Raw genomic sequence first — 13,785 nt, forward strand, 5'->3', positions numbered from 1 at the left:
AATATGATGACATATGAATATATTTTAGTTCGTTACGGAGAAATGACGACAAAAGGTAAGAACCGTTCTAAGTTTGTAAGCACATTAAAAGATAACGTGAAGTTCAAACTGAAAAAGTTTCCAAATATTAAAATCGATGCAACACATGACCGCATGTACATCCAATTAAATGGGGAAGACCATGAAGCAATCTCTGAAAGATTGCAAGATGTATTCGGTATTCATAAGTTTAACTTAGCAATGAAAGTACCATCAGAATTAGAAGATATTAAAAAAGGTGCATTAGCAGCTTTCTTACAAGTAAAAGGCGATGTGAAAACATTTAAAATTACAGTGCACCGCTCTGATAAACGCTTCCCAATGAAGACGATGGAGTTACTTCCAGAAATCGGTGGACACATTCTAGAAAATACAGAAGATATTACAGTTGATGTTCATAATCCAGATGTGAATGTACGTGTAGAAATTCGCAGTGGTTACAGCTATATTATGTGTGGTGAGCGCATGGGAGCTGGCGGTTTACCAGTTGGTGTTGGTGGAAAAGTAATGGTACTTCTTTCTGGTGGTATTGATAGCCCAGTAGCAGCGTACTTGACGATGAAGCGCGGCGTATCTGTGGAAGCAGTTCACTTCCATAGCCCACCTTTCACAAGTGAGCGTGCAAAACAAAAAGTAATCGATTTAGCACAAGAATTAACGAAGTACTGTAAACGTGTAACACTTCACCTTGTTCCATTTACAGAAGTGCAAAAAACGATTAATAAAGAAATTCCATCTAGCTATTCAATGACAGTTATGCGTCGTATGATGATGCGTATTACAGAGCGCATCGCAGAGGAGCGTAACGCACTTGCAATTACGACTGGTGAAAGTCTTGGACAAGTAGCAAGCCAAACGCTAGATAGTATGCATACGATTAACGAAGTAACAAACTATCCAGTTATTCGTCCACTTATTACAATGGACAAATTAGAAATTATTAAAATTGCAGAAGAAATTGGAACGTACGATATTTCGATTCGTCCATATGAAGATTGCTGTACAGTGTTCACACCAGCAAGCCCAGCGACGAAACCAAAGCGCGAAAAAGCAAATCGTTTTGAAGCGAAATATGATTTCACGCCGTTAATCGAAGAAGCTGTAGCGAACAAAGAAACAATGGTATTACAAACAGTAGAAGTAGTGGCGGAAGAAGAAAAATTCGAGGAACTTTTCTAAAACCATAAATTACCACATTCAAATGTGTATGAAGTCATGTTGTTTATCACACTCTATACTCACAAGGAGGTGATACAACATGGCAAGCACAAATAAATTAGCAGTATCTGGTGCTCAAGCAGCATTAGATCAAATGAAGTATGAAATCGCTCAAGAGTTTGGTGTTCAACTTGGAGCTGATGCAACATCTCGCGCTAACGGTTCTGTTGGTGGAGAAATCACTAAACGTCTAGTTTCACTAGCTGAGCAACAATTAGGCGGTTTCCAAAAATAATCCCATATACGATGGCTTAGAAAGAGCGGGTTCCCCGCTCTTTCTTTTTTTTTTGTATCGTTATAAATTTAATTCGACATAGATATAAAAAATTTGTCAAAAGAAGAGGGTTCAAAATTTACTGAAAATTCTTTATTATATAAGGGAGGCATAGAAATAAAGGAGGATGTTTTTATGAAGAGAGAGGAATTGTTGGCACCACCATCTTATAATTTAGTTTCAGAAATAGAGAAATATACGAATGATAAAGAGAAGCTTGCTTTAATTTGGCAAGATGATAAAGGGAATAGACGAGAAGTTACATATTTTGAATTAATGCAAGGTGCGAATAAAATTGGAAACGCTTTTATAAAAAGTGGCTTGCAAAAAGGGGACAAGCTCCTCATTATGATGCCGCGTTTAATTGAAGCCTACATGACGTATATTGCTGCGATTAAAGCAGGGTTTGTCGTAATTCCAAGCTCGGAAATGTTGCGTAAAAAAGATATTGAGTATCGCATTGGGCACGGAGAAGTAAAGGCAATCGTAAGTTATGAACCGTACATTAGACAATTTGATGACATAGAGGCGATGGACACTCTTCAAAAGTTCGTCCTGAGCGAGCAGTCAGTAGATGGATGGATTAATTTAAAAACAGCATTAGAAACAGAAAGTGACATGTTAGAAATGGCGAAGACCGATAAAGAAGATATGGTCTTTTTATCGTACACGTCAGGGACGACAGGAAATCCAAAAGGTGCCGTTCATACGCATGCGTGGGCATATGCTCATTTACGTACGAGCGCCCCAAATTGGCTCGGAATTGAAGAGAATGATGTTGTATGGGCAACAGCTAGTCCAGGCTGGCAAAAGTGGATTTGGAGCCCGTTTTTAGCAACTCTCGGCTCAGGGGCAACAGGATTTGTATACCACGGTAAATTTGAACCGAAAACGTATTTAAATTTATTAGATGATAATAAAGTGAACGTGCTTTGTTGTACGCCGACTGAGTATAGATTAATGGCTAAGGTAGAAAACTTAAACGAGTACAATTTAGAAGCGTTACAGAGCGCTGTATCAGCAGGTGAACCATTAAATAGGGAAGTTATTGAAACGTTCCAAACGCATTTTGACATTACAGTAAGAGACGGTTATGGACAAACGGAAAATACGTTACTTGTTGGGACAATGAAAGGGATGGACATTAGACCAGGATCAATGGGAAAACCGACGCCAGGCAACCATGTTGATATCGTAAATGAGGAAGGTATTCCGGTGCAGGTAGGAGAAGTTGGTGATATTGCAGTTCACATTGAAACACCAGCCCTCTTTAAACAATATTATAAAGATGATGAGCGTACAGCTATGCAATTCCGCGGTGATTATTATATTACCGGTGATAAAGCGAAAAAGGATGAAGACGGCTACTTCTGGTTTGAAGGGCGTGGTGATGATATCATTATTAGCTCGGGCTATACAATCGGGCCGTTTGAAGTAGAAGATGCACTTGTAAAACATCCATACGTAAGAGAATGTGCGGTTGTCGCAAGTCCAGATGAAATTCGTGGAAGTGTCGTGAAGGCATTTATCGTATTAAGAGAGAATATAGAAAAGAACGAAGAAACATTGATTCCAGTACTTCAACAACACGTCAAAGAACTCACTGCACCATATAAATATCCTCGCAAAATTGAATTTGTAGATGAACTACCAAAAACGATTTCTGGAAAAATTCGTCGTATCGAACTTAGAAAACAAGAGATGGAGCTTTCTTCAAAATAATTTCGAAAATAGTGTAGTAAATGGTTGAATGAAATGTAAAACGTATGATATTATAAAAACGAACACAAGTTCGATTTTATAAATTTTAAAAAAGAGGTGTCCGTATGATTTTAGGTATTAATCCTTACTTAGTTTTAGATGGTAGTGGGCAAGAAGCTGTACAGTTTTATAAAGAGGCGTTAGACGCAAAAGTAGAAGTCATGCAAACTTTTGGTGATATGCCTGAAAATCCAGAATACCCTATTCCAGCTGAAGCGAAAGAGCGCGTTGCACATGCTACTTTAAAAGTTGGTAATACGGAACTTATGATTTCTGATACATTCCCAGGTCAAGGGCATGCGATTGGATCTCAAGTAACAATCGCAATTCAAATTAGTAATGCAGAAAAAGCAAAAGAAGTATTCGATAAGTTACAAGAAGGCGGAGAAGTTATCATGCCACTTCAAGAAACGTTCTGGAGCCCAGCATACGGACAAGTGAAAGATAAATTTAATATTGAATGGCAAGTTACAACGTCTACTACTGAACAAAAGTAATTTTTAGAAAAGCACCATGTTTTGAAATGGTGCTTTTTTCTATACAATAAAAATAAAGGAGATGGGATATATGGGAGAAATTTGGTACGGCGGCACCATTTACACGATGAGAGAAGAAAATGAAAAAGTAGAAGCCATTTACGTTGAAAATGGCGTCATTGTTGACGTGGGGAATAAAGAAAAGTTAGAAAACCGATATGCAGAAGTGGAGTTATGTGACTTAAAAGGGAAAACGATGATTCCAGGTCTTGTTGATAGCCATATGCACCTTATTGGACATGGGGAGAGGTTACTCCGTCTAGATTTATCAAATTGTACATCTTATAGCGAAGTACTTACTCTCGTTCAGAAGCGAGTAGAAGAAGCTCCACAAGGAACATGGATTATCGGAGAAGGATGGAATGAAAACAATTTTACAGATACAAAACAAGTTCATGTACGTGATTTAGATGAGATTTCGAAAGAACATCCCATTTTATTAAAACGAGTTTGCCGCCACGTGACATGGGTGAATTCATACATACTGCAAGAAGCGAACATAACAGAAGCGGCGCAAGACCCGAAAGGCGGGAAAATTGGCCGGGATTCATCAAATAAGTTAACAGGACTTTTATATGAACAAGGACAAGAATTAATTAAACATGTTCAGCCTGAAATTGATGAAGCCTATTTACAAAGGGCTCTGCAAACAGCGATTAAAGACTGCTGGCAATACGGACTCGTTGGTGGGCATACGGAAGATTTAAATTATTATGGCGGTTTTAGAAAAACATACAATGCGTTTTCACACGTTATAAAAGAAATGCCATTTAAAGCACATTTGCTCGTTCATCATGAAGTAGCGGATGAGCGAAAAGAATATGGAAATGAGCACTACATTGAATTTGGGGCGATGAAAATTTTTTCAGACGGCTCTTTTGGCGGAAGAACAGCTTTATTAAGTAAACCATATGAAGATGCGCAGGAAACGAATGGAGTTGCGATTTTTTCACGTGCGGAGCTTGCAGAGTTAGTGAAGAAAGCTCGTGATTTACATATGCCAGTTGCCATTCATACAATTGGTGACTTATCGCTTGAATATGTAATTGATGCACTCGAATTATATCCGCCAGCAAAAGGATTACGTGACCGCATTATTCATTGTCAGCTCGCTCGTGAAGAGTTGATTGAAAGAATGAAACACTTGCCGGCTATTATCGATATTCAGCCAGTCTTTGTTTCATCGGATTTCCCGTCAGTCATTGAAAAACTAGGGAAACATCGTCTTCGTTATGCATACGCTTGGAAGACGTTACTAGATGCAGGATTACACTGCAACGGTGGATCTGATGCTCCAATCGAACAAGTGAATCCGTTTTTAGGTATATATAGTGCTGTTACACGTAGAAGCTTTATTGACGGCGTATGCTATATGCCAGAAGAAAGGCTAACGGTATATGAGGCTGTTTCTTTATTTACAACAGGAAGTGCCTATGCAATTGGGAAAGAAGAGAAGCGGGGGCAAATTACAACAGGATATGAAGCAGACTTTACAATATTAGACCGCGACATATTTGAAATCGAGTCAGAAGAAATAAAAGAAGTACAAGCAGAAATGATCGTCATTGATGGGGAAATCGTGTATAGAAAAGGTGCGTAAAAACATATCGACTTACCGACAAAAAATGACAAGAAAAGTTGCCGAATAATAGAGAGGGCTACCCGCGTTAATCGGGGGAAATAAAAAACCGACAAATTATGATTTTTCATAATTTGTCGGTTTTTTTAATACTATAAAAACGTTCTCTGTACTTTTTCCCAGAAAGAGTTATTTTTTAATTTAACTGTTTTAATTTGTTTATCGCTTAAGCGTACAACAACTTTTTCCACTTGTTTAATGCTAAGTGCTTCATTATCCATGCCGATAACCGGATAATCATTACTGTCTGGTTTTAGTTTTAAAGTTAATGTACGTTCGTGATTTAAGATGAACGGTGAACCAAGTGTACGGTATGTGTTGTTATTTAAAGATGCTAATTCACTTACTTGGAAGCAAGGGATAAGCGGATCAACAACTGCACCATGCAATGATTTATTGTAAGCCGTACTTCCTGTTGGGGTAGAAACAACTAAACCGTCGCCTCTAAATGTTTCAAAATATAAATCATCAACGTGAACATCCACAACGAATGTTTTAATGATGCTTGAGCGTAAAGAAAATTCATTTAAACAATGGAAAGATGTTCCGTGATCTACATCTACTTGAATTGTTGGGTATTTTCGCACTTCAATTTCGTTCTTTGTAATTTCTTGAAGGGCTGTATCAACGTGATCAATATGGAAATCGCAGTAGAAAGAAATTTCATCTTTCGTAGAAATCCCTGCGTATAAGCAATCTTCTCTAAAACCAGTTTTACGAACGGCTTGTAAGAAAGTTCCATCATCTCCAACGCTGACAATAGCGTTTGCATTTTTTGGATGATCTAATATGGTAAATCCATTCTCTTCTAAAATACGATAGATTGGTTTCATTTTTTCAACAAGTGTTGCTTTGTCATCACCATAAAAGAAAAATAAATTGCGACGATCTGCCATTATGTATCCCTCCACTGCAGTTAAGTTTTCAGTTTTTCGTGCTACATATCATGAGAATGTGTTCTCGATGATATGTTCAAATAATATATTTCGATATAAATTGTCAAAATCCCTTTTTATTTTTAGAAAAATTTTTATATTCAATTTTATAAAAGGTTGTTTAATGGTGAATAAACTTGTCGATAATGGGTATGGAGTGAAAGGATGGTACGAATGAAGTGGCTCGTAATTGGAATGATAATTCTCCTACTTTTTATTTTGCTTATACTATTGTCGAAAATATCACTTAAGGTGACGTTTTTATATTCAGAAATGGAAAAGCAATGTTTATTTCAAGTGAAAATATGGATGATTCGATATACATTTGATGTGTTGGAAAGAATTGAAAAACAACAGAAAAAGACGGAGCAAAAAATCGAAAAAGCTGAGAAAGATGGCGGCATAGATAATAAAATTATGGCACAACTTGATAGCATGGGTGAACTGATAAAAAAGCTTCAAGAAGTTCATACTATTGTTAAAGATTTTCTCAAACGAGTGAAAATCAATGATTGGAAATGGCATTCACAAATTGGAGCAGGCGACGCAGCCAGTACCGGAATTGTCACTGGATATGCATGGGGGACAAAAGGAATGGCTGCTGGAATTGTAGGACAATATATGCATATTGTTGACGTACCAGAATTTGAAATTACACCTGTCTTTCAAGGGAAGGGATTTGCATCAAGATGTGAATTAACAGCTTCCTTTCGTATATTTCGTACTGTGAAAACAGCGGTAAAACTACTCCTGTTTATGAGAAAGCAAAAGTCTGGTATGACAGATAAATCTGTTCAAGCATAGGGGGGATTTAGAATGGACCATCCAATTCAAGGTTTAATGACAACCGCAATGCAGCATTTAAAACAAATGACTGATGTTAATACAATTGTTGGAGACCCAATTAAAGCAGCAGATGGAAGTGTAATTCTTACCGTTTCAAAAGTCAGTTTCGGTTTTGCTGCTGGTGGAAGTGAATTTGGTAAAGTAGAATATTCAGGCCGTCATCCATTTGGTGGAGGTAGTGGTGGAGGAGTTTCTATTAATCCTGTTGCCTTTCTTGTTATAAATGGAGAAGGTGTGAAAGTGTTGCATTTAGATAAACAAACACACGTCATCGATAAAATAATTGAATTAGCGCCACAAGCTGTTGATAAAGTGAAAGAAATGATGGATAAACGAAAAGAAGATGATCCAGAATTTCAAATTTAACGAATAGAGGTCGTCTCAAAGGGTGTTTTGGGGCGACCTTCTAATATGTATAGGTTGCTACTATTGTCTTATTTTTGGTTAAGTTGATATATTTAGAGTTGTGTACGATATGATTTCAATTACTATTGTAATCGTAAAAAAGAAAAGAACCTTAGTTAAGAGCTCTACTTTTAGGATGTTCTCTTTTTTATTTTTTTGTAAATAAAGCGATTTTATTTGCATTATCGATAGGGACAAACTATGATTTACAGTGTACATATTTTGTTTAAATAAGGGAGGATTTTCAAGTGGCAAACGTAACTTTTAAAGGTAATCCAATGACTTTAGTTGGAACAGAAGTTAAAGTTGGCGATCAAGCGCCAAACTTCCAAGTGTTAGCAAACGACTTATCTCCAGTAAGTTTAGAAACATACAAAGGTGAAGTGAAATTAATTAGTGTTGTACCTTCAATCGACACAGGTGTGTGTGATGCGCAAACACGTCGTTTTAACCAAGATGCAGCAGGTATTGAAAACGCGAAAGTATTAACAATTAGCGCTGACTTACCATTCGCTCAAAAACGTTGGTGTGCAGCAAACGGTTTAGAAAATGTTGTAACACTTTCTGACCACCGCGACCTTTCATTCGGCGAAGCTTACGGCTTAGTAATGAAAGAACTTCGTTTACTTGCTCGTGCAGTATTCGTAGTAGATAGCAATGACAAAGTAGTTTACGCAGAATACGTAAGCGAAGGTACAAGCCATCCAAACTATGAAGCAGCATTAGAAGCAGCAAAATTAGCGAAGTAATGTAAATGAAGACGACCTCTAATTAAAGTTTCACTTTAGAAGAGGTCGTCTTTTCTCATATATTGTTAAATGAACCGATATATGAGAAAAGACGTTACGTCATACATCACTTAAAAGGGAGCTCCTAAAAAGAGGTCGCTTTTTCTTTTGGGAAAAAATCAGATTATGGTATGATATAAGTTATGTGTAAAAGAGAGAAGGAGGAATGTACGTGAGTCAGGCAGTAGAAACATTATTTTCTATTTTTGATTCTTCTACGGTAGTTTTACGTAAAGAATTAGATGTAACATATTTAGAGGCGCTTGTAGAAACAGGTGATAACTTGTTTGAAGGAGCGATTTTACAAGAAGAATTATCCGAGGCAACAATTGAAAGGTTGAATCGTGAATATAGTACGTTTAATGAAGAAACATATAAAGGGGAAGAAATTCGTAAAGCATTTCAGCTAGCCATTTTAAAAGGAATGAAAGAAGGCGTGCAAGCGAATCATGAAATGACGCCTGATGCAGTTGGAATGTTCATGAGCTACTTATTCCATAAATTTATGCAAGGGCAAAAAGAAATTACTGTTTTAGACCCTGCAATTGGAACAGGTAACTTAATGACTACAGTGTTTAATAGCGCCAAAGAAGGACTTGAAATGAGTGGATTTGGTGTAGAAGTGGATGAAGTGCTAATTAAACTTGCTTTAGTAAATGCGAATTTACAAAAGCATGCAATCGAATTCTTCCATCAAGATGGACTAGCACCACTTTATATTGACCCAGTTGATGCAGTTGTTTCAGATTTACCAATCGGTTACTATCCAAATGAAATCGGTGCAAGTGAATATAAGTTAAAAGCAGATGAAGGAATGTCATATGCGCATCACTTATTTATTGAACAAAGTGTGAAACATACGAAAGAAGGCGGGTACTTATTCTTCTTAGTACCGAACTTTATTTTCGAAAGTAATCAGGCGCCAAAATTACATGCATTTATTAAAGAAACATGTTTTATTCAAGGGTTATTACAGCTACCTGTTTCCATGTTTAAAAACGAGAAAAATGCAAAAAGTATATTTGTGCTCCAAAAGAAAGGCCAAGGTGTAACAATGCCGAAACAGGCACTACTAGTGGAATTACCTAAGTTCTCTAACATGAAGGCTATGGAGAACATTATGGATCAATTGAATACTTGGTTTGCAACACATAAATAATACGATATATATGTAACAGGGTTAGTAATTAATATGGTACAGTTGTATATAATATGTAATATTTTTTAGTGTATACAAGATTTAACTGAATTGTTTTGAAATCTGTAATATATTTTTTTTCTTGGTGTTACAATTTTTTCACTTGAAATATATGTCGGACGATGTTTAAATTAAAATCGTGAGTATAAAATTTACTGATGATGAAACGTTTTCATAATGAGTAGATTTAATTAGATAAAATCGAGCGGTTTGTGGGATGATCCACACAACTACCAAGAGAAAAAGGGGCGAAAGACTAGATGTCAAAAATCATCGCGATTAACGCAGGAAGCTCTTCATTGAAATTCCAATTATTTGAAATGCCAAGTGAAACAGTATTAACAAAAGGTTTAGTAGAACGTATCGGTTTAGAAGATAGTATCTTCACTATTACTGTAGATGGCGAAAAACAAAAAGAAATTACAAGCATCCCAGATCACGCAGTAGCAGTTAATATGCTTCTTAAAAAATTAACTGAAAACGGAATCGTTAAGTCTCTAGATGAGATTGGCGGTATCGGTCACCGTGTTGTTCACGGCGGCGAAAAATTTGCTGACTCTGTTTTAATTACGGATGAAGTATTAGCTGATATCGAAGAATTAAGCGATTTAGCACCACTTCATAACCCAGCAAACCTTGTTGGTATTAAAGCATTCCAAGAAGTATTACCAAACGTACCAGCAGTAGCAGTATTTGATACAGCATTCCACCAAACAATGCCGGAATCTGCATTCTTATACAGCTTACCATATGAGTACTATGAGAAATTTGGCATCCGTAAATACGGTTTCCACGGAACTTCTCATAAATATGTAACTGAGCGTGCGGCTGAATTATTAGGTCGTCCACTTGAAAGCTTAAGCTTACTTTCTTGTCACTTAGGTAACGGTGCAAGTATCGCAGCAGTAGAAGGCGGTAAATCTATCGATACTTCTATGGGCTTCACTCCACTTGCTGGTGTAACAATGGGTACACGTTCTGGTAACATTGACCCTGCGTTAATTCCATACATCATGGAAAAAACAGGCCAAACAGTAGAAGAAGTTCTTAACGTATTAAACAAGAAAAGTGGTATGTTAGGTCTTTCTGGATTCTCTAGTGACTTACGTGACATCGAACAAGCGGAAGAAGAAGGAAACCACCGTGCAGAAGTATCGCTAGAAGTATTCGTAGGACGTATTCATAAATATATTGGTTCTTATGCAGCTCGTATGAAAGGTGTAGACGCAATCATCTTTACAGCTGGTATTGGAGAAAATAGTGCTCTAATTCGTGAGCGTGTATTAGAAGGCCTTGAGTTCATGGGCGTATACTTCGATCCAAAACGTAACGACATTCGTGGCGAAGAAGCATTCATCAGCTTCCCACACTCTCCAGTAAAAATTATCGTAATTCCAACTGACGAAGAAGTTATGATTGCTCGTGACGTACTACGTCTTGGAGATATTGGTTAATATATGAAAAGAAAGACGAGATCCTATAGGGTCTCGTCTTTTTTTGTATAGGGACGATTATAATGTAGCTGAATAGAAACCGGTACCATTTATTCGGATAGATTGTAAATAAAGAATATGCGATATACAAGCATATTTGCAAAGAATAAGCGGAAATATGTTACAATAGAAAAAAATCAAACGAGGTGGTTGTTACGGTGCGATCGAAGCGAGAACAAGCCATTTTAGACAATATAAAGGAATGGGAAGCGCAATTAGTTGAGCAAGAATCGACCGATTTTCAAAAAATGTTTGATAAATGGGTACATACTACAATTGCGAAATTACCTGAGAAAAAACGAAAAGATTTCTTTACGAAAGCAGATGGATGGCTCTTTCATTTGCATGCGCTTATTCAAAGTTCACAATCACAGCTAGATGCACGTAATCGTATTTTAGGAACGTCGAGATTATTTGATGAATCAATTGAGCAACTTGAAGATTTGAAATCATTATCTATTGATCAATTAACATACATAGCAGAGCAGCAAACAGCACGTCATCGCCTATATTCATTCGTACAAGGCGGAGCAACGGGTGCTGGTGGTTTATTATTATTAACAGCTGATTTTCCGGTTATGATTGCGTTAAATGTAAAGGCTGTACAACTTATTGCAACATCATTTGGGCATGATGTGAACAAGCCTTATGAAATGATGCTTGCGTTAAAGGTGTTTCATGCGTCATTACTACCAGGAAGACTTCAGCAGTACGCATGGTACAATTTATTGCAAGAACTGGAGCAAGAAGATTCGTTCTTTTATGAAGGAGACGAAGCGGTGTTACAACCAGCTTCTACGGAGGTTGTGTTAAAGCAAATTTTGAAGACATTTTCGATTTATGCGCTTCGTCGTAAGTTATTCCAAGGTATTCCGGTAATTGGAATGGCAATCGGATCTACAGTGAACTATCGTTTAACAAGAAATGTTACTGAATTTGCGAATCGATTTTATCAAGTGCGCCACATAGTCGAAAAAGAAAAAAGAGCGTAAAAAAAAAGCGAGAGGCCGAAGCCTTTCGCTTTTTAGTTTGTTGCATGTTTTTTGGACATTGGAATTGATACTGGTTGTTTTGTTGCTTTCTTTTCTGCTTTTGGATAGTAAATTAAATCCAATGTTTTTGCCTGTACGGCAATTGAAAGAATAGTAAAAGCAATTTCTGTCCAATTTAAATAATATAATGAAAGCGCAAGAACAATCGCGTCAAAGACGAAGAAAATTTGCCCAATTGTAAAACGAGTTCGTTTACTTAATACAATCGTTAAAATATCGTCCCCACCGGTTGCACCGCCAAATCGCAATATAAAACCGAGTCCAATACCAGCTAACGCACCGCCAACTACTGCAGCTACAAATAAATTATTTGATAAATCTACCGTAAATGGAGAATAATTTTCCATAAGGGAATAAAATACTCCGAATGAAAGTGAACCTAAGAATGAATAGCCAACCATTTTTCTACCTAAAAATGAAGCACAAAGTAAAATAATAGGGATATCCATTAATACAGTTGAAATAGATGGTGAAATATCATAAAAATTTTGGATAAATAGTGCAATACCTACAAATCCACCTTCAGTTAAGTGGTTTTGGAAGTGAATGTGATATAGCGCTGCTGCTAAAATAAATGAACCGATTAAAACCATAAAAATTTCTTTAATAATTTGTCGACTTTGGATGTTCCTCATCGTTATTCCTTCTTTCCGTAGTTAGTAGTCCTTTTGGTGTTGTAAACTAACTACGAGCTCACATGTAGCTTTCAGTTAGTTTACGTAAAACTAACTACGCTATATGTCGCTGAAGAAATAACGAATAATCCTCTCGTCCATCAATTCTCCCTACCTTCGTTTTAGTTTAAGTCTTAAAGCGACTAAACAAAACGGTGAGTAGGATTCGTCATTTAGCAATCCTGCTCTTCTTTGTTTTGTTTAGCTAATAACAATTAAGTCCTAAACAAAACGCTATGTGTAAGAAGAGTCTTTTTTTTGCCAAATTATCCTTCGGGCAATCATAATTTCCCCACTCTCGTATTTTTTTCGCTAGACTAAAGTATCTGAGCTGAAAAATACGCTACGTGTATGATTCGTCAATACGATGCCACATGCTCCTTCGAGCGATCATGATATCAAAATCCCTTCCTTCAAGATTTATATTATTATATCATACTTTCAAAAAATGTATGCGGATGGAAACCGACAATAAACGGAGGGAATCTACAAAAATTGTTATGTTTAAATATTTTTGTAGAAAAGTCAAAGTTATTTCGTAAGATAGGAAAGATTGTTTTTTATTCAGTTGTATTGTTTTCATCACTTTTATCTTTAAAAAATGCATCTCAACTAATCACACTTAAAAAAGTTAAAGCGATAATAATGAAAGCTCGCATAAGTGTGAGACCTGCTTTTGTACATAGTATATGAATATAGATAGATGAAGGGGAGAGTGGAGATATGCTAAAAGGCATGTTCAAAAGAAAAGAAATAAAATGCGTTTCATGTCAGAAAAAAGATTCAATATGAAGAAGATCTAGTTGTTTTTGTGAAACTGCCTAAGGAAAGAATCTGCTAGTAGGTCCATTTGATGTATGTTTGGCAAAAACGGCGCAAGAAATATATTGCAAAGTTTGTTACGACAAAAAAGCATGACCCAAATGA

At 36.6% G+C, this 13,785-nt stretch carries 13 protein-coding genes and 1 pseudogene; 12 read left to right on the top strand and 2 right to left on the bottom strand.

All coding sequences use genetic code 11. The annotated features are described in order from the left end of the window. Window positions 1-3 precede the first annotated feature (3 nt). The 5 genes from thiI (at window position 4) to MR065_RS10560 (ending at window position 5,428) form a co-directional block, all read left to right on the top strand. Complete coding sequence (gene thiI / locus MR065_RS10540) at window positions 4-1,218, top strand: tRNA uracil 4-sulfurtransferase ThiI (RefSeq protein ID WP_097905712.1); 1,215 nt, start codon at window positions 4-6, stop codon at window positions 1,216-1,218. Between the two features lie 79 nt (window positions 1,219-1,297). Then, window positions 1,298-1,492 (top strand): alpha/beta-type small acid-soluble spore protein, encoded by a 195-nt coding sequence (locus MR065_RS10545; RefSeq protein WP_000168890.1) that lies wholly within the window; start codon window positions 1,298-1,300, stop codon window positions 1,490-1,492. A 174-nt stretch (window positions 1,493-1,666) separates the two neighbouring features. Further along, window positions 1,667-3,253, top strand: coding sequence for an acyl-CoA synthetase MbcS (gene mbcS, locus MR065_RS10550; RefSeq protein ID WP_242213607.1), 1,587 nt, complete (start codon window positions 1,667-1,669; stop codon window positions 3,251-3,253). Window positions 3,254-3,357: 104 nt separating this feature from the next. Beyond that, window positions 3,358-3,789: a VOC family protein gene (locus tag MR065_RS10555; protein WP_242213608.1), complete on the top strand. Its 432-nt coding sequence runs from the start codon at window positions 3,358-3,360 to the stop codon at window positions 3,787-3,789. A 70-nt stretch (window positions 3,790-3,859) separates the two neighbouring features. After that, window positions 3,860-5,428, top strand: coding sequence for an amidohydrolase (locus tag MR065_RS10560; RefSeq protein WP_242213609.1), 1,569 nt, complete (start codon window positions 3,860-3,862; stop codon window positions 5,426-5,428). A gap of 131 nt (window positions 5,429-5,559) precedes the next feature. Here MR065_RS10560 and MR065_RS10565 read toward each other — a convergent pair whose 3' ends face one another. Beyond that, window positions 5,560-6,363, bottom strand: a complete 804-nt coding sequence (locus tag MR065_RS10565) for an NAD kinase (RefSeq protein ID WP_097905715.1) — start codon at window positions 6,361-6,363, stop codon at window positions 5,560-5,562. A gap of 204 nt (window positions 6,364-6,567) precedes the next feature. Between MR065_RS10565 and MR065_RS10570 the strand changes: the two genes are divergently transcribed. The 6 genes from MR065_RS10570 (at window position 6,568) to MR065_RS10595 (ending at window position 12,124) form a co-directional block, all read left to right on the top strand. Next, window positions 6,568-7,206 (top strand): DUF2953 domain-containing protein, encoded by a 639-nt coding sequence (locus tag MR065_RS10570; RefSeq protein ID WP_097905716.1) that lies wholly within the window; start codon window positions 6,568-6,570, stop codon window positions 7,204-7,206. 12 nt (window positions 7,207-7,218) lie between these two features. After that, window positions 7,219-7,614, top strand: a complete 396-nt coding sequence (gene ytfJ / locus MR065_RS10575; protein ID WP_097905717.1) for a GerW family sporulation protein — start codon at window positions 7,219-7,221, stop codon at window positions 7,612-7,614. A 287-nt stretch (window positions 7,615-7,901) separates the two neighbouring features. Beyond that, window positions 7,902-8,402 carry a thiol peroxidase gene (gene tpx, locus MR065_RS10580; RefSeq protein WP_097905718.1) on the top strand — a complete coding sequence of 167 codons (501 nt, stop codon included), beginning with the start codon at window positions 7,902-7,904 and terminating at the stop codon, window positions 8,400-8,402. A 211-nt stretch (window positions 8,403-8,613) separates the two neighbouring features. After that, window positions 8,614-9,600: a class I SAM-dependent methyltransferase gene (locus MR065_RS10585; RefSeq protein WP_242213610.1), complete on the top strand. Its 987-nt coding sequence runs from the start codon at window positions 8,614-8,616 to the stop codon at window positions 9,598-9,600. Between the two features lie 299 nt (window positions 9,601-9,899). Then, window positions 9,900-11,093, top strand: coding sequence for an acetate kinase (locus MR065_RS10590; RefSeq protein ID WP_242213611.1), 1,194 nt, complete (start codon window positions 9,900-9,902; stop codon window positions 11,091-11,093). A gap of 197 nt (window positions 11,094-11,290) precedes the next feature. Continuing rightward, entirely contained in the window at window positions 11,291-12,124 is an 834-nt protein-coding gene (locus MR065_RS10595) for an EcsC family protein (RefSeq protein WP_097905721.1), read from the top strand. A gap of 32 nt (window positions 12,125-12,156) precedes the next feature. Here MR065_RS10595 and MR065_RS10600 read toward each other — a convergent pair whose 3' ends face one another. Next, window positions 12,157-12,819, bottom strand: coding sequence for a YitT family protein (locus tag MR065_RS10600; protein WP_242213612.1), 663 nt, complete (start codon window positions 12,817-12,819; stop codon window positions 12,157-12,159). Window positions 12,820-13,581: 762 nt separating this feature from the next. Here MR065_RS10600 and MR065_RS10605 point away from each other — a divergent pair. Further along, window positions 13,582-13,776 (top strand): annotated as a pseudogene (locus tag MR065_RS10605) (hypothetical protein). Window positions 13,777-13,785 lie beyond the last annotated feature (9 nt).

Origin of the sequence: Bacillus cereus group sp. BfR-BA-01383, assembly GCF_022663495.1 — a bacterium.
Lineage (GTDB): Bacteria > Bacillota > Bacilli > Bacillales > Bacillaceae_G > Bacillus_A > Bacillus_A cereus_AU.

Bases quoted from the DNA above. Each gene is read 5' to 3' on its own strand.
- thiI (WP_097905712.1), top strand. From the start codon at position 4: ATGATGACATATGAATATATTTTAGTTCGTTACGGAGAAATGACGACA.
- MR065_RS10545 (WP_000168890.1), top strand. From the start codon at position 1,298: ATGGCAAGCACAAATAAATTAGCAGTATCTGGTGCTCAAGCAGCATTA.
- mbcS (WP_242213607.1), top strand. From the start codon at position 1,667: ATGAAGAGAGAGGAATTGTTGGCACCACCATCTTATAATTTAGTTTCA.
- MR065_RS10555 (WP_242213608.1), top strand. From the start codon at position 3,358: ATGATTTTAGGTATTAATCCTTACTTAGTTTTAGATGGTAGTGGGCAA.
- MR065_RS10560 (WP_242213609.1), top strand. From the start codon at position 3,860: ATGGGAGAAATTTGGTACGGCGGCACCATTTACACGATGAGAGAAGAA.
- MR065_RS10565 (WP_097905715.1), bottom strand. From the start codon at position 6,363: ATGGCAGATCGTCGCAATTTATTTTTCTTTTATGGTGATGACAAAGCA.
- MR065_RS10570 (WP_097905716.1), top strand. From the start codon at position 6,568: ATGGTACGAATGAAGTGGCTCGTAATTGGAATGATAATTCTCCTACTT.
- ytfJ (WP_097905717.1), top strand. From the start codon at position 7,219: ATGGACCATCCAATTCAAGGTTTAATGACAACCGCAATGCAGCATTTA.
- MR065_RS10590 (WP_242213611.1), top strand. From the start codon at position 9,900: ATGTCAAAAATCATCGCGATTAACGCAGGAAGCTCTTCATTGAAATTC.
- MR065_RS10600 (WP_242213612.1), bottom strand. From the start codon at position 12,819: ATGAGGAACATCCAAAGTCGACAAATTATTAAAGAAATTTTTATGGTT.